Here is a 16,667-nt window from a genome sequence, read left to right as displayed (position 1 = left end):
ATCAGGTCGCGTCGTCGTCGTAGTTCACCCTGCGCTCCGGCTGAGCGGCCGGAGGCGTCGGCTGCGCGGGGCTCTGCGGCTGAACCGGCTGGCCCTGGCCCTGGGCCTGCGCTGCCTGCGCCTGCGCTGCCTGCGCCTGCGGCGGCGCGGCCTGGGTCGCGGTCCGCCCCGCGGTCCCGCTGTCCTCGACCTGAGTCGGCGTGTAGTCGAACGGCGAGGCCTCGTCGTCCGACAGCTTGTCCCAGTTCTCCTCGGGCCCGAAGCCCTCCTCCACGCGCTTGCGCGCCTTGCGCTTGTCGTGCAGGCGGGCGATCTGGGTGGCCATCTCGAACAGCAGCGCCAGCGAGATCGCGAGCGCGACCATCGAGATGGGGTCGGTGCCCGGCGTCGCGAACGCGGCGAACACGAACAACCCGAAGACCAGCCCGCGGCGCCAGCGCTTGAGCTTCTCGTACGGCAGGATGCCGACCGCGTTCAGCATCACCACCACCAGCGGCAGCTCGAAGCTGACCCCGAATATGATCAGCAGGGCCAGCACGAAGTCGATGTACGCGGTGCCCGACAGGGCGGTCAGGAATTTGTTGTCACCGAACCCGACCAGCACGGACAGGCCCTGCGGCACGACGTAGAACGCCAGCACCGCGCCCGCGAGGAACAGCAGCGACGCCACCCCGACGAAGATCAGCGCGAACTTGCGCTCCTTCGCGTACAGGCCCGGCGCGATGAACCGCCACAGCTGGTTGAGCCACAGCGGCGAGGTGAGCACCGCTCCGGCCGCCGCGCCGACCTTCAGCTGGATCATGAAGGCCTCGAACGGCTGGGTCTGGAGCAGCTGGCACTCCTGGTTCTGGTTGAACCGGTCCTCCAGCGGGATGCCGCAGTACGGCGAGATGATGATGTCGCCGAGGCTGGGCGCGCCGAGGATGCGCCAACTCCACCAGATGAAGCCGAAGACCGAGCCGATGGTGAGGAACAGCAGCGCCCAGCCCAGCCGGTTGCGCAGCTCGTAGAGGTGGTCGCGCAGCGACATGGTGCCTTCGGGATTGTGCCGCTTGCTCCTCAGCTTGCGGCTCTCCCGCCTGCGCGACAACCACCCAGGGCTCGCCCCCACGGCGTGGACCGTCCTTCACTGCTCGTCGGCCGGGACTGGCTCGCCCGGCACCGCTCGTCGTTCGGCTCGTCGTTCGGCGGGGTCACGCGCCGGGCACGGGTGGCGGCCCGTGCCGCTCGCGGCGCGACCGGCTCAGTCCTGCTTGGGCTGCACCGGCTGGGCGACAGGCTGGGCGGCAGGCTGCTGCTGCACCGGCTGGACCGGCTGCGCGACGGGCTGCTGCTGCACCGGCTGGGCGTACTGCTGGACCGGCTGCTGCGCGGTCGGCAGCGGCTGGGCGGGCTGCTGCACCGGCTGGACCTGCTGCACGGGCTGCTGCTGGGGCTGGTCCTCGTCGCGCAGGCCCTTGGTCTCGGCCTTGAGGATCTTCGCAGAGCGGCCGAGCGAGCGGGCCATGTCCGGGAGCTTCTTCGACCCGAACAGCAGCAGGACCACCACGGCGATGATCAGCAGTTCAGGTACTCCGAGATTGGGCATGGTCTTCCTCCTGTCGGCCCCGGTTCCTCGATCGTAGCCGGGGTTCGCCCTGACGGGCCTTGTCCGGACGCCGCTGCTGGAAGGCCACCCCGAGCGCGGCCAGGCGCGCGCGGAGGAAGCCGACCCGATCGCCGACCCTGTCGCTCATCAGAGTGCTTGCCGCGCGTGCGCGGCGCAACGACCGGGTGACCTTGAGCACGGCCACCACCAGGATGACCAGCCCGAGCAGCACCAGTGCTAGGGACGGCAAGTACGGCACACCGTCAACCGTATAGGCAAGCGGTTCACCGGAGTTGATCCGCCCGGTCCAACGCGGCCCTGGCCTGCCTCGCCACCGCCTCGACCAGCTCGGCGGGCTCCTCGGCGCGCACCTCGCCGCCCTGGCCCAGCACGAGCCGGACCATCCAGGCGGTGTCGGTGTAGCGCATCAGCACGCGGGCGCGGCCGTCCGGCAGCTCGACCATGGCCTCGGTCGGGTAGTACTCGGCGAACCAGCGGGCGTCCGGCTCCAGCACGAGCACGGCGGCGCGCTGGTCCGGGTCGGGCTGGAACAGGCCCTCGGAGGTGTCGGTGGGCACGGCGTGCGGCGGCGGGCTGGCCGGTTCGTCCAGCACCTCGACGGCGTCGACCCGGTCGATCCGGAACAGCCGCACCCCGTCGGCGGCCCGGCACCAGGCCTCCAGGTAGCTGCGGCCCTCGACCAGCAGCATCCGCATCGGGTCGACGACCCGGTCGGTGATCTCGTCGCGGGACGGCGTGTAGTAGCGCAGCGCGAGCGCGCGGCGGGCCCGCACGCCCTCGGCGATGGCGTCCCGCACGCGCGCCGTCTCCGGGCCCTCGCGCACGGCGAGGCCGACCGCGACGCCCGAGGGCTGGGCCTGGCCGACGGCGGACTCGACCTTGGCGACGGCGCGCTCGACGGCGGCCTTGTCCGCGACGCCGGGCGTGTCGGCGAGCGCGCGCAGCGCCACCAGCAGCGACGTGGCCTCGGCGGCGGTCAGGCGCAGCGGGCGGCTCATGCCCGCGTCGAACGTGACGGTGACCGTCTCGCCCTCGAACGACAGGTCGATCAGGTCGCCGGGGCCGTAGCCGGGGAGGCCGCACATCCAGAGCAGCTCCAGGTCCTTGCGCAGCTGCTTGGGGGTGACCTGGAAGTCGGCGGCGGCCTCGACGATCGGGATGCCGGGGCGGGCCAGCAGGTACGGGACCAGCGCGAGCAGCCTCGGCAGCCGGTCGTTCGCCGAGGTCACGCGACCACCCCCGTCCCGCGCAGCGCGCCGAGCAGGCGCTCCCGCACGCTCTTGGCCAGCACCTCGGGCTCCAGCACGACGGCGTCGGGGCCGAAGCCCGCGATCCAGCCGGCGGCCGAGTCCGGGAAGTTCAGCTCGATCTCCAGCAGGTCGCCGGGCACACCCGCCAGCTCGCGCTCCCCCACGACGCGCGCGCGGCGGCGCAGGCCGTGGCCGCGGCCCTTCGCGACCCACAGCTTCGCGGGCGCGGGCGGTTGCGGCGAGGGCTGGGTGCGGGCGACGAACCCGAGCAGGTCGACGTCGTCGGGCCTGGTAACGGCGCCGGGCTTGCCGAGGGTGCGCACGTCGCCGACGATCCGGGACAGCCGGAAGCAGCGCGTGGCCCCCCGGTCCCGGTCGTGGCCGACGAGGTACCAGCGCCCGCGCCAGGCCACCACGCCCCACGGCTCGACGGTGCGGGTGCGCACCTCGACCGGGCTGGGGCGGCGGTAGTCGAACTCGACCACGCGGCCGGTCTGCGAGGCGGCGAGCAGCGGCGGGAACGCCGGTTCGGTCGCGCGGACCCTCGGCTCGACCGGCACGTGCACGTCCTGGTCCACGTCGACGCCCGCCGCGCGCAGCTTGAGCAGCGCGCCGTGGGCGGCGCCGGTGAGCTGCGGGGAGTCCCAGAGGCGGCCCGCGAGCGCGACGGCGGCGGCCTCGTCGGGTTCGAGGTCGATGTCGCCGAGCTCGTAGTCGCGGCGGGCGATGCGGTAGCCGTCGACGGAGTCGAAGGCCCCGCTGCGCCCGGTCTCCAGGGGGACGCCCAGGTCGCGGAGCTCGGACTTGTCGCGCTCGAACATGCGGAAGAACGCCTCGTCCGTCGCGGCGTCGGTGTATCCGGGGACGATGGCGCGGATGCGCTCGGCGGTCAGGTACTGGCGAGTGGAGAGCAGGCACAGGACCAGGTTGACGAGCCGCTCAGCACGTGCGGTGGCCACGACGGAACCCTAACCCCGCCGGGGGGCCGGGTGACCGGCATCCCTGGTGGTTTCCTGGGCGAACGGTCCGCTGGGGTGGGTTTTTGCTGGTCAGGGCGGGTGGGGGGAAATTGGTGAGCGGTCCGTTCACCCGCTGACCGGCGTGGCGGGGGTGGGAGCGGCGAGCAGCGGGACGTTCCCAGGCAGTGGGCTGCCCCCGTCCCCAGGCGGCGGGGTGTCCCCGTCCCCAGGCAGTGGGCTGTCCCCGTCCCCAGGCAGCGGGGTGCCCCCGTCCCCGAGCGGTGTGGGGTCAGTCGGTGAGCATTCCCTCGGGCAGGCCGGGCACGTCGCCGGGGAGCCAGATCGGTGGGGTGCTCGGCAGTTCGTGGTAGCGGCGCAGGCCCGCCAGGCCGCCGAGCCAGCCGGACCACTCGCCGTGCGGTGGGTGGTCCGGGTCGAAGCCGGACTGGGTGACCACCAGGGTGGTGCCCTCCTCGGCGTCGGACAGTTCCCAGGTGTGCGTCGAGCGACCCCAGGCGATGCGCATCATCCGGTCGGGTTCATAGGCCGCCACTTGTCCGGGGGACGGGTCCAGGTCGAAGCCGCCCATCGCGAAGCGGCCTCCCGGCCAGGGCTCGATGTCGACCTTCGCGCCGAACCAGCGCTCGTAGCGCTCCGGCTCCACCAGGGACGCCGCCACCTCGGGGCGGGGCGCCCTGATCAGCACCTCGGCGCGGAACTCGGCCAGGCCCGGCGTGAAGTCCGGCCTCGGGCCCACCTCGCGGCCCTCGACGTGGTCGACCAGGTCGCACAGGGCCAGCACCCAGAAGGTGTACAGCCAGGCCAGCACGCCCTCCTCGGCGACCGCCGCCTCCCAACCGGGGAAGTGGCTCTGCGCCAGGTGCACCTGCGTGCCGCCACCGTCCGCGACCAGGCGGAACTCGACCGTGGTCTGCTCGCCGCCGACGTCCCACCCCAGGGTGAGCGCCCGGTCCCCCGCCGCGCCGTCGACCACGGCGAGCACCCGCTGCTCACCGCCGGGCGACTGCCGCCCCCCGAACGTGAAGCGGGTGGGCAGGTCGACCTCGGACTCCTCGTCCAGCCACGCCCGCACCTCGGCCTGATCGGTCAGCGCCCGCCACACCCGCTCGACCGGAACGCCCGCGCGCACCGCCAACCGCACCGTCTCGCCCACAGCGACCCCCTGACGTCCCGACGACAGCGAGGCCCCAGCAGACCACGGCGCACCCGGTCCCGTCGCGGCGGCGCGCCCACGACGGGACCAGGGCCCAGGCCCGGAACCAAGAGCAGGACCTGGGCCTCACAGCGACGCGATCAGCCGCTCCACCCGCTCGTCCACCGCCCGGAACGGGTCCTTGCACAGCACCGTCCGCTGCGCCTGGTCGTTCAGCTTCAGGTGCACCCAGTCGACCGTGAAGTCCCTCCCGGCCGCCTGCGCCGCCGCGATGAAGTCGCCGCGCAGCTTCGCCCGCGTGGTCTGCGGCGGGGTGTCCTTCGCCGCCTCGATCTCGCCGTCGTCGGTCACCCGCTCCACCTGCCCCTTGCGCTGGAGCAGGTCGAACACGCCCCGCCCGCGCCGGATGTCGTGGTAGGCCAGGTCCAGCTGGGCGATGCGCGGGTTCGACAGGTCCATGTCGTGCTTGGCCTGGTACCGCTCCAGCAGCCGGTGCTTGATCGCCCAGTCGATCTCGCGGTCGATCTTCGACAGGTCCTGCGCGGCGATCGCGTCGAGCGTGCGGCCCCACAGCTCCAGCACCCGCTCGGCCATCGGGTCGGGCGAGCGCTTGGCCACGTGCTCCACGGCCCGCTCGTAGTACTCGCGCTGGATGTCCAGCGCCGACGCCTCCTTGCCGCCCGCCAGCTTGACCGTGCGCCGCCCGGTCAGGTCGTGGCTGATCTCGCGGATGGCGCGGATCGGGTTGTCCAGGCTGAAGTCCCGGAACTGCACGCCCTGCTCGATCATCTCCAGGACCAGGTTCGCGCTGCCCACCTTGAGCAGCGTGGTCACCTCGGACATGTTCGAGTCGCCGACGATGACGTGCAGCCTGCGGTAGCGCTCGGCGTCGGCGTGCGGCTCGTCGCGGGTGTTGATGATCGGCCGGGACCGGGTGGTCGCCGACGAGACGCCCTCCCAGATGTGCTCGGCGCGCTGGGACAGGCAGTAGACCGCGCCGCGCGGGGTCTGGAGCACCTTGCCCGCGCCGCAGATCAGCTGGCGGGTCACCAGGAACGGCAGCAGCACGTCGGCGATGCGGGAGAACTCCCCCGCGCGGGCGACGAGGTAGTTCTCGTGGCAGCCGTAGGAGTTGCCCGCCGAGTCGGTGTTGTTCTTGAACAGGAAGATGTCGCCGCCGATGCCCTCGTCGGCGAGCCTGCGCTCGGCGTCGACCAGCAGGTCCTCCAGGATGCGCTCGCCCGCCTTGTCGTGGCTGACGAGCTGGGCCAGGTCGTCGCACTCCGCCGTGGCGTACTCGGGGTGCGAGCCGACGTCCAGGTAGAGCCGTGAGCCGTTGCGCAGGAAGACGTTGGACGAACGGCCCCAGGACACCACCCGGCGGAACAGGTACCGCGCGACCTCATCCGGGGACAGCCTGCGCTGCCCGTGGAAGGTGCAGGTCACCCCGAACTCAGTCTCAATGCCGAAGATCCGCCGCTGCATCCCTCAACAGTAGGCGCATCCCGGCCCGCGTCCAGTGATCCAATCGGGCGGAGCGGCGTGTTCGCCGATAACGTTCCGGGTGTGCGCCGACGTGTGAACCAACTGGATCAGGCACTGATGGAGCGCGTTGCCGCCCTGCCGCCGTCGCGGCTGGACCGGGGCCTGAAGGCGCTCACGAGGACGGCGAACCACAGCGTGCTGTGGTTCTGCGTGGCGGGTGTGCTGGCGCTGCGCAAGGGCAGGGGCAGGCACGCCGCGCTGCGCGGGATCGCGGCGATCGCGGGGGCCAGCGCGTCGGCGAACCTGGTCGGCAAGACCCTGTTCCCGCGCCGCAGGCCCGCCGCCGACCTGCTGGACGTGCCGCGCAGGCTGACCAAGCGGCCGACCTCCTCGTCGTTCCCGTCGGGGCACTCGGCGTCGGCCGCCGCGTTCACCACGGCGGTGGCCATGGATCACCCGATCGCGGCGGTCGTGGTGGCCCCGATCGCGGCTGCGGTGGCCTACTCGCGGGTGCACACCGGGGTGCACTGGCCCTCGGACGTGGCCGTGGGCGCGGCGGTCGGGGTGGGCGCGGGGCTGCTGACCCGGCGGTGGTGGCCGCGGGGGCGCGACGAGCCCGCGTCGGCCAGGGAGCACGCGTCGCTGGAGGCCCTGGAGGAGGGCGAGGGGCTGGTCGTGGTGGTCAACCCGAGCGCCGGGTTCACCTCGGCGGACCCGTCCGAGGCGATCGCCGAGCAGTGGCCCAAGGCGATCCTGGTCGGCATCGACGAGCTGGGTTCGGTGCTGGAGCACCGGCCGCGCGCGCTGGGCGTCGCGGGCGGGGACGGGTCGGTCGGGGCGGTGGCGGCGGTGGCCGCCGAGAACCGGTTGCCGCTGGTGCTGGTGCCCGCCGGGTCGCTCAACCACTTCGCGCGCGACGTCGGCGTTGCCGGGCTGTACGACACGGCGCGGGCGGTCGCGGCGGGCGACGGGGTGGTGGTGGACCTGTCGACGGTGCAGGTCGACGGGGCCGACCCGAGGTGGTTCGTGAACACGGCGAGCCTGGGCGGGTACCCGGACATGGTGCGGCTGCGGGACAAGCTCCAGCACCGGTGGGGCAAGTGGCCCGCGGCGGCGATCGCGATGGGGCGGGTGCTGGGGACGTCCAAGCCGCTGCGGGTGGAGCTGAACGGGGAACCGCACCTGGTGTGGATGCTGTTCGTGGGCAACGGGCCGTACCGGCCGAAGGGGTTCGCGCCGACCACCCGGCCCGCGCTGGACCGGGGGCTGATGGACGTGCGGTTCATCCGGGCGGACACGCGGATGTCGCGGACCCGGTTCTTCCTGGGCGCGCTGCTCGGGTCGCTGCACCGGAGCCGGACCTACCGGCACATGGAGACGCGGCGGTTGGACGTGCGGGTGCTGGGGCGGTCGGTGGCGATCGCCACGGACGGGGAGGTCGGGCCCACCGGGTCGCGGTTCTCGTTCCGGGCCCGGCCTGCGGCGTTGGGGATCTACCGGGCTTGAGGTGTGGTGATCTACCGGGCTTGAGGTGAGGGGATCTACCGGGCTTGAGGTGAGGGGATCTACCGGGCTTGGGGTGGGGGCTGCGGCTGCGCTCGTCGCCACCCGGTTGATCGACGGGATCGCGCGCGGCCCCTAGGCTCGGCGGCGATCGCGGTTCCGGGCGGCGGGAAGGTGCGGGTAGGTCAGTGGGCGCCGGTCGGGCGGCAGCGGGCAGGGACGGGGAGGTCGAGGCGCTGCGGCAGGCCGTGGCGCGCGCGTCCGCGACCGGGTCGCCGCAGGTGGTGGAGGTGCACGGCGAGCCGGGGATCGGCAAGACGGCGCTGCTGGACGAGCTCGCGCGGATAGCGCTGGAGCGGTCCTTCGAGGTGGTCTCGGGGCGGGCCGGGGAGTACGAGCGCGGGGTGCCGTTCGGGATCGTGGCGGAGGCGCTCGGCGGGTTGAAGCCGGACGACACGACGCAGGCGCTGCTGGACTCGCTGACGCCCGAGGGTGCTCCGGGCGAGGCGGGGGTGGGCGGGGGCGCGCACCGGTACCGGTTGCACCGGGCGGTGCGGCGCACGCTCGGGAGGCGGGCCCGGCCGTCGGGGCTGGTGGTGCTGCTGGACGACGTGCACTGGGCGGACGAGGACTCGCTGGAGCTGGTGGAGTCGTTGCTGCTGGACCTGCCGGAGGCGCCGCTGGTGGTGGCGGTGGCCTACCGGGGGCACCAGGTCCCGGCGGGGTTGCCCGCGGCGTTGGGGCGCACCCGCGCGGAGGTGGTGCGGTTGGCGCCGGGGCCGCTGGTGGAGCGGGACGTGGCGGTGCTGCTGCCGGACGTCCCGGCGCGGCGGCGGGAGTTGTTGACGCGGGTCAGCGGGGGGAACCCGCTGTACTTGGACGCGCTGGCGCGGCTGGACGAGCGGGCGCTGGGGGCGCTGGACCGGGAGCACACGGACCCGGAGGACTTGCCGCGGCGGTTGGGGGCGTTGCTGACCGGGGAGTTGCGGGGCCTGGCGCCGGACCGGTTGCGGGTGGCGCACGCGGCGGCTGTCGCCGGGGACACGGCCGAGGTGGGGTTGCTGGTCGCGGTCGCGGGGATGCCCGAGGACGAGGTGTTCGCGGCGGTGGACGAGCTGACGGAGCTGGGGGTGCTGCGGCCGGTCGGCGGGCGGTTCCGGTTCCGGCACCCGCTGGTGCGGGCTGCGGCTTATCAGTCCGCGGGGCCCGCTTGGCGGATCGGGGCGCATCGGCGGGCCGAGGAGCACCTGCGGGCGCACGGCGGGTCGTTGGCGTTGCGGGCGCACCACACGAGTCGGGCGGCGCGGCGGGACGACGTGGCGGTGGGGACGTTGGTGGACGCGGCCGTGGTGGCGGTGGACAGCGCGCCCGCGAGTGCGGCGGGGTGGTTGCGGACGGCGTTGGAGTTGCTGCCGGAGGGGCACGTGCGGTCCGCGGAGTTGCGGGTGCTGCTGGCCAGGGTGGTGGGGTTGGCGGAGCGGCTGCCGGAGAGCAGGCGGATTCTGCACGGGGTGCTGGAGGCCGCCGCCGGGCCTGGGCGGCGGGAAGCGGTGCGGTTCAGCGCGGTCGCGGATCGGCTGTTGGGGCGGTTCGACGAGTCGAAGGCGTTGTTGGAGGCCGAGCTCGCGGGGGGTCGGGAGGCGGCGGGGCGGGGGGCGCTGCTGGTGGAGCTGGCGGCCACCGAGGTGCTGCGCGGGGCCACCGGGGTGTGCTCGGAGTTGGCGCGCGAGGCGGTGGTGGACGGGCGGGAGCGGGGGGATCGGGGGCAGGAGGCCGCGGCGTCGATGCTGGTCGGGTTGACGGCGCTGCAGGACGGGGACGCTGAGGCTGCGCGGGGGTGGGCTCGGGCGGCGGTGCGGTTGGTGGACGGGTTGCCGGACACGGCGTTGCGGGATCACCTGCACGTGCTGCCGCCGTTGGGGTGGTTGGAGTTGCGGCTCGGGGAGCGCGGGGACGCGGAGCGGCATCTGCGGCGGGGGGAGGAGGTCGCGCTGGCCACCGGGCGGGCGCATGTGCGGCCTTACCTGCGGGTGGTGGTGGCTGACGTGGCGGCTTCGGGTGGGGAGCTGGCTCGGGCGGTGGAGGTCGCCGAGGAGGCGCACGAGGCTGCTGAGGGGTTGGGGAGTCCGGAGCTGGCGGCTATGGCGGTGGCTGCGCGGATCGAGCCGGTGTTGTGGCGGCGGGGGCCTACGGCTGCGTTGGACTTGGCTGAGGAGGGGCGGCCTCGGTCTGCTTGGTGGGCGCAGGAGGCTGATGCGGGGATCGCTTCGGTGTTGGTTCGGGCTGGGGAGCTGCGGCGGGCTGGGGAGTTGGCTGGGCGGTACGTCGCGGGTGGGCGGGGCGGTGGGGGTGGTGGGGGTCGTGGGGGCGGTAGCGGTGGTGGGGGCGGTAGCGGTAGCGGTGGTGGGGTGGGGCGGGTTCGGGGGCTGGCTGCGGTTCGGTGGTGTGGGGTGTTGGCGGTGTGCCGGGCCGGGGGTGGGGCTTGGAACGAGGCTTTGGGGCTGGCTGAGCACGCCGTGCGGTTGGCCGAGGAGTTGGGGATCGCGTTTCAGCGCGGGGAGGCCGCGTTGGCTCGGGCCGGGGTGTTGGCGGCTTGTGGGCGGTTGGCTGAGTCCGTGGACGAGGCCGGGGTTGCGGTGGAGTGGTTCGGGGAGGCCGGGGCGCCGTTGCAGGTGGCTCTGGGGCATGACCGGGCGGCTGCGTCACTGGCCGCGGCTGGGGATTTTGAGGCTGCACGGGCGGCTTATGGGCGGGCCAAGAGCGGGTATTCGGCTTGTGGGGCTTTGTGGTTGTCGGGGCGGGTTCGGGCTGGGGAGTCGCGGTTGGGGGCTCGGGCGCCCCGGCCTCGGCGGCCTGAGGCGGTGGGGACCGTGGAGTCGTTGTCCGGGCGGGAGCGGGAGGTCGCCCGGTTGGTCTCGGAGGGGTTGACCAATCGGGAGATCGCGGAGCGGTTGTCGTTGTCCGCCAAGACGGTTGAGGCGCATTTGGCTCGGGTTTTCACCAAGCTCGGGGTTCGGTCACGGGTTGGGGTGGTGCAGCGGCTGTCGGGGCGGGGGTGAGGGGGGGAGCAGGGGGAAGGGGTGAAGGGGTGAAGGGGTGAAGGGGTGCAAGATCAAGGTCAAGAGCTGAAGATCAAGAGCTGAAAGGCACGCCTCGCCGGCGGGGCAGACCTCCAAAAAAGAGGGGACGGGCTCTGTCGGCCGGTGGCCGTTGGGGTGGTGGTCTCGTTTACCACTGCGGTGGGTGGGGTCCCTCTTCTCCGTTTGGCCTCCTTTCAGGCAAGCACGCTCGTCAAGACGCCGTATGACTGTGCGGTCTTCCGGGCAGTGCGGCGGCATCTTGACAAGCGTGCTCGGGCTTCGCCAGGCCAAACGGAGAAGAGGGACGTGGGAGTGGGGCTGCGTGGGCTCGCTTCGCTCGCCCCGCAGCCCGCGAAGCGGTCAGTCTTCGAATGCGCGCGGTCCATTAGGCGGTCAGTCTGTGGGGGGCATGGGGGCGCGGGGGCGTTAGGCGGTCAGGTGTGGGCTGCCCTGATCAGGATCGCCGCCGACTCGGTTGCCGATGCGACCAGTGCCGCCTCGTCCGGGACGAAGCGGCGGGCGAAGCCGGTTAGGAGTAGGACTCCGTGGCCGTGTGCGGTGGCCACGAGTTTTTCCAGGAGGGAGAGGGCTGCCTCCGGGGTGCCGGTGGTGGTGAGGGCGTCGGGGAGGAGCAGGTCGATTACTGCCCTGCCTGCCTCTGCCAGGTCTTGGTCCGCGCGTGACCTCAGGTCCTCGGCGAAGATCAGGTCGATTCCTACGCGGTAGCGGGCTGTCACGAGGGCGCAGGCGCCTGCGGCTGCGGCCAGGCGGGCCTCCGGGGTGGGCAGGGGGGTGGTGGCTTGGCGCAGTTCCTCTGCCAGGAGGTTTGCCAGTTTGGTTGCCACGGCGGTGAGCAGGTCGTCTCTGGCCGGGAAGTGGCGGTACGGGGCGGCTGGGCTCACTCCGGTTCGGCGGGCGGCCTCGGCCACCGAGAGGGATGCCACCCCGCCTTCCGCCACCAGGGCCAGGCCGGCGTCTACCAGGGCCGATCGCAGGTCGCCGTGGTGGTAGGTCGGGCGCTTGGCCACGGGGTGCTCCTCAACGCGCTGGACAACGGTGTGAGAGAGCTCTTACATTGGGGGGTGTAAGAGGTCTCTTACATGTCGTGCTCTTCTGTGCTTGGAGGGTCCATTGTCGGTCAGCGGTGAGCGGGTTGCGGGCAAGGTCGTTGTCATCACGGGGGCCGGGAGTGGGATCGGGGCCGCTACGGCTCAGGTGCTCGGAGGGCTTGGGGCTCGGGTGGTGCTTGGGGCTCGGCGGGGTGAGCGGGCCGAGGAGGTTGCTGAAGGGGTTCGGGCTGGGGGTGGGGAGGCGGTTGCGCTTGGGGTGGATGTGCGGCGGCGGGAGGACGTGCGGGAGATGGTCGGTGCTGCGGTGGAGCGGTTTGGCGGGGTGGATGTGCTGGTCGCCAATGCGGGGGTGATGCCGGTTTCTGCCGTGGACGAGCTTCGGGTGGACGACTGGGACGCCATGGTCGACACGAACCTGAAGGGGGTGTTGCACGGGGTGGCTGCGGCGTTGCCGGTGTTCCGGGAGCAGGGGCGGGGGCACTTCGTGCACGTCGCGTCCACTGCGGCGCATCGGGTTGTGCCTGCTCAGGCCGTGTACTCGGCTACCAAGGCCGCGGTTCGGACGTTTTCCGAGGGGTTGCGGCAGGAGGCCGGGGAGCGGTTGCGGGTCACCGTGGTGTCGCCAGGGTTCACGGCCACCTCGTTCGCCGAGCACGTCACCAGTCCTGCGGCCCGTGAGGGGTTGCGGGCGTTGGGTGAGGACGTGGCGATGCCGCCGAGCGCGGTGGCTGAGGCGATCGCCTACGCCATCGGGCAGCCGGATGGGGTGGACGTCGGGGAGATCGTGGTTCGGCCCACCGCTCAGGGGTGAAACGCGAAGCCGCCCCTCGCGTGGTGGCGCGGGGGCGGCCTCGGGGGTGGTGCGGGATCAGGACTTGTCGTCGTTCGGGGGGAGGTTGCCGTCGTTGGCGGGCTTCTTCCCGGCGTCGGCGTCGGCGTCCGCGTCGTCCGGCGGGGTGTCCTGGAGCAGTGCGGCCAGGGCGGTGCCCTTGAGCCTGCGGAACGCGCGCCTCGGGCGGTCGCGTTCCAGGACCGCGGCTTCCAGGTTCGCGGCCTCCAGGAGCTCCGGCTTGCCGTTGCCGGTGGACGCCGAGCCCGCGCTGAGGGCCTTCACGGCCACGCGGAGCGCCGCCGCCAGGGGCAGACCCTCCTCGTAGGACTCCTTCAGGGCGGTCGCCGTCGTCTCGGCTTGGCCGCCCATCACGGAGTGCTGCGGCTCCTCCACGATCGAGCCGTCGTAGGTCAGCCGGTAGAGGGTGTCGTGCTCCGGGGTGTGGCCGACCTCCGCGACGCAGATCTCCACCTCCAGGGGCTTGATCTGCTCGGTGAAGATCGAGCCGAGGGTCTGGGCGTAGACGTTCGCCAGGGAGCGGCCCGTCACGTCGCGCGGGTCGTTCTGGTAGCCGCGCACGTCGGCGAAGCGGATGCCCGCCTGGCGCAGGTTCTCGAACTCGCTGTACCTGCCGACGGCCGCGAAGCCGATGCGGTCGTAGATCTCGGAGACCTTGTGCAGGGTGCTCGACGGGTTCTCGGCCACGAACAGCACGCCGTCGGCGTACCTGAGCACGACGACGCTGCGGCCCCTGGAAATGCCCTTCCTCGCGTACTCCGAGCGGTCCCGCAGGATCTGCTCGGGTGAGGCGTACAACGGCATCGTCACTGGTGCGGCTCCTGGACTCGGGCGGACAACACGGGGGTCACGGCTCAGCCCGCCGGGCGGGCTCGGCGGCCCTCGACGACGGTCTCGGCGATGGCCGAGGTGCGCTCCTCGGGCAGGTGGACCGCGCCTTCGGCGGTGACCGTGACGACCACCGGGAAGATGCGGCGGACCAGGTCGGGGCCGCCGGTGGCCGAGTCGTCGTCGGCCGCGTCGTAGAGGGCCTCGACGGCCGCTCGCACGGCGCCCTCGGCGTCCGCGTCGGGGTCGTAGAGCTTCTTCAGGGCCGACTTGGCGAACAGCGAGCCCGAGCCGACCGACTGGTAGCCGAGGGTCTCCTCGAACCTGGCGCCGGTCACGTCGTACGAGACGATCCGGCCCGCGCGGTCGGGGTCGGCGGCGTCGGTGTCGTAGCCGACGAACAGCGGCACGACGGCGAGACCGGCCAGCGCGGCGTCCAGGTTGCCCTTGACCATGCCGGAGAGGCGGTTGGCCTTGCCGTCCAGGGACAGCGAGACGCCCTCGATCTTCTCGTAGTGCCGCAGCTCGACCGCGAACAGCCGGACGATCTCGATCGCGATGCCCGCGGTGCCCGCGATGCCCACCGCCGAGTAGTCGTCGGTGACGAAGACCTTCTTCATGTCGCGCTGGGCGATGACGTTGCCCATGGTGGCGCGCCGGTCGCCCGCGATGACCACGCCGCCCTTGAAGGTCAGCGCGACGATCGTGGTGCCGTGGGCCGCCTGCACGACGCTCCCCTCGGGGAAGGACCGCGCGGTGGGCAGGAGCTCGGGCGCCTGCGCGCGGAGGAAGTCGGTGAACGACGAAGACCCCGGCCTGAGGTAGGCCGGGGGCAGCGACGCGGCCGGGTAGCGCCCGGTCGAGCTGTTGTCCATGTGCTGTTTCTTCTCCTGTCCCGCAGGCTCGTGCTGACTACCGGCAGAGGTGACCGGCGGCCGTCACTCGCCGCCCTTCTGCACGTACGCGCGGACGAAGTCCTCCGCGTTCTCCTCCAGGACGTCGTCGATCTCGTCGAGGATGGCGTCGACGTCCTCGCCGAGCTTCTCGCGGCGCTCCTGACCGGCCGCCGCCGCGGCGTCACCGCCGTCGTCGCCGTCGCCGCCGCCCTGCCGCTGAACCTGTTCCTGGGCCATGCCGACCTCCCCGGTCCTCGGGTCCTGCCCGGTCAACACTACCGACCGGGACTGACGTTTCACGTCCGCGTTGCGAAGCAGCGCGAGACCACCATCTGGCTGCACCGTGATCCCGCGCTGCGGCCCCACCGCTTTGGTCCTTGTGCTTTTGGCCAACGCCTCGCTTTAGGTCTGGTGATCAGCCCCTGGTGAGCGCGTCCACCAGTTCCTCGGCGGTGTCGGCGGCCTCCAGCAGGGCTCCGACGTGCGCCTTCGTGCCGCGCAGGGGTTCGAGGGTGGGGATGCGGACCAGGGACTCGCGGCCCAGGTCGAAGATCACCGAGTCCCAGGAGGCGGCGGCGACGGCGCTCGGGTAGCGCTCCAGGCAGCGGCCCCGGAAGTACGCCCTGGTGTCCTCCGGAGGGGTGAACACGGCCTCGCGCACCTCCTCCTCGCTGACCAGGCGCTTCATCGAGCCGCGCGCGACGAGCCGGTTGTACAGGCCCTTGTCCAGCCGCACGTCCGAGTACTGGAGGTCGACCAGGTGCAGCCGGGGCGAGCCCCAGGCCAGGCCGTCGCGGGCGCGGTAGCCCTCCAGCAGGCGCAGCTTGGCGACCCAGTCGAGCCGGTCGGCGCACTCCTGCGGGTCACGGGCCAGGGCGTCCAGGACCTCGCCCCAGGTGCGCAGCACGTCCCGGTCGCCGTAGCCCTCCTTCTCGACGAACTCGCAGGCCCGCTCGTAGTAGGCGAACTGGAGGTCGAGCCCGGTGAACTTGCGCCCGCCCGCCAGCTCCACGCTGGCCTTGAGGGTGGGGTCGTGGCTGATGCGGTGCACGGCGCGCACCGGGTCGAGCAGCCGCAGGTCGTCGAAGCGGCGACCGGCCTCGATCATGTCGAGCACGAGCGAGGCGGTGCCGACCTTGAGGTACGTGGAGTGCTCGGCCAGGTTCGCGTCGCCGATGATGACGTGCAGCCTGCGGTACTTGTCGGCGTCGGCGTGCGGCTCGTCGCGGGTGTTGATGATGCCGCGCTTGAGCGTGGTCTCCAGGCCGACCTCGACCTCGATGTAGTCGGCGCGCTGGGAGAGCTGGAACCCGGCCTCCTCGCCCGACGCGCCCACCCCGACCCGCCCGGAGCCGGTGATCACCTGGCGGGACGCGAAGAACGGGGTGAGGCCGGCGATCACCGAGGTGAACGGGGTGCTGCGCTGCATCAGGTAGTTCTCGTGGGTGCCGTAGCTGGCGCCCTTGCCGTCCACGTTGTTCTTGTACAGCTGCAGGCGGGGCTGGCCGGGGACGGTGGCGGCGCGCATGGCCGCCTCCTCCATGATCCGCTCCCCCGCCTTGTCCCAGATGACCGCGTCGCGGGCGTTGGTGACCTCGGGCGCCGAGTACTCGGGGTGGGCGTGGTCGACGTACAGCCTGGCCCCGTTGGTCAGGATGACGTTGGCCGCGCCCAGGTCCTCCACGTCGCCGTCGCCGGGACCGGGGTGCCCGCCGGGGTGGCCGAGGTCGAAGCCCCGCGCGTCGCGCAGCGGGGACTCGACCTCGTAGTCCCAGCGGGCGCGCCGGGCGCGGGGCACGTCCGCGGCTGCCGCGTACGCCAGCACCACCTGGGTGGAGGTGAGCACCGGGTTCGCGGTGGCGTCACCCGGCACAGCGATGCCGTACTCGACTTCCGTTCCCATGATCCGCCGCATACTGCGCAGCCTACGGCGTGACGCGCCCCGCGTGCCGGTGGACGAGCC

General features: G+C 72.6%; 15 protein-coding genes. 3 read left to right on the top strand and 12 right to left on the bottom strand.

The genetic code is table 11. The features are described 5' to 3' along the window. Nucleotide 1: 1 nt before the first annotated feature. The 7 genes from tatC to pafA form a co-directional block, all read right to left on the bottom strand. Nucleotides 2-1,030 (bottom strand): twin-arginine translocase subunit TatC, encoded by a 1,029-nt coding sequence (gene tatC / locus AMIR_RS11295; RefSeq protein ID WP_084798849.1) that lies wholly within the window; start codon nt 1,028-1,030, stop codon nt 2-4. A 213-nt stretch (nt 1,031-1,243) separates the two neighbouring features. Further along, the gene (gene tatA / locus AMIR_RS11290) at nt 1,244-1,588 is read right to left on the bottom strand and encodes a Sec-independent protein translocase subunit TatA (RefSeq protein WP_015801080.1); all 345 of its coding nucleotides are present in this window, start codon (nt 1,586-1,588) and stop codon (nt 1,244-1,246) included. Then, nucleotides 1,566-1,847, bottom strand: a complete 282-nt coding sequence (locus tag AMIR_RS11285; RefSeq protein ID WP_049796794.1) for a bacteriophage holin — start codon at nt 1,845-1,847, stop codon at nt 1,566-1,568. Before AMIR_RS11285 ends, tatA begins: the two co-directional genes overlap by 23 nt. A 25-nt stretch (nt 1,848-1,872) precedes the next feature. After that, nucleotides 1,873-2,838, bottom strand: a complete 966-nt coding sequence (locus AMIR_RS11280; protein ID WP_015801079.1) for a helix-turn-helix transcriptional regulator — start codon at nt 2,836-2,838, stop codon at nt 1,873-1,875. Then, on the bottom strand, nt 2,835-3,818 hold the full coding sequence (locus AMIR_RS11275) for a helix-turn-helix transcriptional regulator (protein ID WP_015801078.1): 984 nt from the start codon (nt 3,816-3,818) through the stop codon (nt 2,835-2,837). Before AMIR_RS11275 ends, AMIR_RS11280 begins: the two co-directional genes overlap by 4 nt. A gap of 289 nt (nt 3,819-4,107) precedes the next feature. After that, entirely contained in the window at nt 4,108-4,992 is an 885-nt protein-coding gene (locus AMIR_RS11270) for an SRPBCC family protein (protein WP_015801077.1), read from the bottom strand. A gap of 126 nt (nt 4,993-5,118) precedes the next feature. Then, nucleotides 5,119-6,477: a Pup--protein ligase gene (gene pafA, locus AMIR_RS11265; RefSeq protein ID WP_015801076.1), complete on the bottom strand. Its 1,359-nt coding sequence runs from the start codon at nt 6,475-6,477 to the stop codon at nt 5,119-5,121. A 117-nt stretch (nt 6,478-6,594) separates the two neighbouring features. Here pafA and AMIR_RS11260 point away from each other — a divergent pair, with 117 nt between their 5' ends. Continuing rightward, nucleotides 6,595-7,983, top strand: coding sequence for a bifunctional phosphatase PAP2/diacylglycerol kinase family protein (locus AMIR_RS11260; protein ID WP_049796793.1), 1,389 nt, complete (start codon nt 6,595-6,597; stop codon nt 7,981-7,983). Nucleotides 7,984-8,168: 185 nt separating this feature from the next. After that, the gene (locus tag AMIR_RS42675) at nt 8,169-11,039 is read left to right on the top strand and encodes a helix-turn-helix transcriptional regulator (protein ID WP_015801074.1); all 2,871 of its coding nucleotides are present in this window, start codon (nt 8,169-8,171) and stop codon (nt 11,037-11,039) included. Nucleotides 11,040-11,494: 455 nt separating this feature from the next. Here the strand turns inward: AMIR_RS42675 and AMIR_RS11250 are convergent, their stop codons facing one another. Next, on the bottom strand, nt 11,495-12,088 hold the full coding sequence (locus tag AMIR_RS11250; protein WP_015801073.1) for a TetR/AcrR family transcriptional regulator: 594 nt from the start codon (nt 12,086-12,088) through the stop codon (nt 11,495-11,497). Between the two features lie 91 nt (nt 12,089-12,179). Here AMIR_RS11250 and AMIR_RS11245 point away from each other — a divergent pair, with 91 nt between their 5' ends. Beyond that, nucleotides 12,180-12,941: an SDR family oxidoreductase gene (locus AMIR_RS11245; protein ID WP_342626584.1), complete on the top strand. Its 762-nt coding sequence runs from the start codon at nt 12,180-12,182 to the stop codon at nt 12,939-12,941. A gap of 57 nt (nt 12,942-12,998) precedes the next feature. Here AMIR_RS11245 and prcA read toward each other — a convergent pair whose 3' ends face one another. The 4 genes from prcA to dop form a co-directional block, all read right to left on the bottom strand. Then, complete coding sequence (gene prcA / locus AMIR_RS11240; protein WP_015801071.1) at nt 12,999-13,790, bottom strand: proteasome subunit alpha; 792 nt, start codon at nt 13,788-13,790, stop codon at nt 12,999-13,001. A gap of 44 nt (nt 13,791-13,834) precedes the next feature. Continuing rightward, on the bottom strand, nt 13,835-14,683 hold the full coding sequence (gene prcB / locus AMIR_RS11235) for a proteasome subunit beta (RefSeq protein ID WP_015801070.1): 849 nt from the start codon (nt 14,681-14,683) through the stop codon (nt 13,835-13,837). Between the two features lie 63 nt (nt 14,684-14,746). Continuing rightward, nucleotides 14,747-14,941: a ubiquitin-like protein Pup gene (locus AMIR_RS11230; protein ID WP_015801069.1), complete on the bottom strand. Its 195-nt coding sequence runs from the start codon at nt 14,939-14,941 to the stop codon at nt 14,747-14,749. Between the two features lie 178 nt (nt 14,942-15,119). Beyond that, nucleotides 15,120-16,619 (bottom strand): depupylase/deamidase Dop, encoded by a 1,500-nt coding sequence (dop, locus tag AMIR_RS11225; RefSeq protein ID WP_015801068.1) that lies wholly within the window; start codon nt 16,617-16,619, stop codon nt 15,120-15,122. Nucleotides 16,620-16,667 lie beyond the last annotated feature (48 nt).

Origin of the sequence: Actinosynnema mirum DSM 43827, from assembly GCF_000023245.1 — a bacterium.
In the GTDB taxonomy this organism is placed as follows: domain Bacteria; phylum Actinomycetota; class Actinomycetes; order Mycobacteriales; family Pseudonocardiaceae; genus Actinosynnema; species Actinosynnema mirum.
Note: the sequence above shows the minus strand (reverse complement) of the source record. Positions and strands in the feature narration are given on the sequence as shown.

Excerpts from the sequence above, each read along its gene's own strand:
- AMIR_RS11260 (WP_049796793.1), top strand. The coding sequence starts at position 6,595 with ATGGAGCGCGTTGCCGCCCTGCCGCCGTCGCGGCTGGACCGGGGCCTG.
- prcB (WP_015801070.1), bottom strand. The coding sequence starts at position 14,683 with ATGGACAACAGCTCGACCGGGCGCTACCCGGCCGCGTCGCTGCCCCCG.
- pafA (WP_015801076.1), bottom strand. The coding sequence starts at position 6,477 with ATGCAGCGGCGGATCTTCGGCATTGAGACTGAGTTCGGGGTGACCTGC.
- tatC (WP_084798849.1), bottom strand. The coding sequence starts at position 1,030 with ATGTCGCTGCGCGACCACCTCTACGAGCTGCGCAACCGGCTGGGCTGG.
- tatA (WP_015801080.1), bottom strand. The coding sequence starts at position 1,588 with ATGCCCAATCTCGGAGTACCTGAACTGCTGATCATCGCCGTGGTGGTC.
- AMIR_RS11230 (WP_015801069.1), bottom strand. The coding sequence starts at position 14,941 with ATGGCCCAGGAACAGGTTCAGCGGCAGGGCGGCGGCGACGGCGACGAC.
- dop (WP_015801068.1), bottom strand. The coding sequence starts at position 16,619 with ATGCGGCGGATCATGGGAACGGAAGTCGAGTACGGCATCGCTGTGCCG.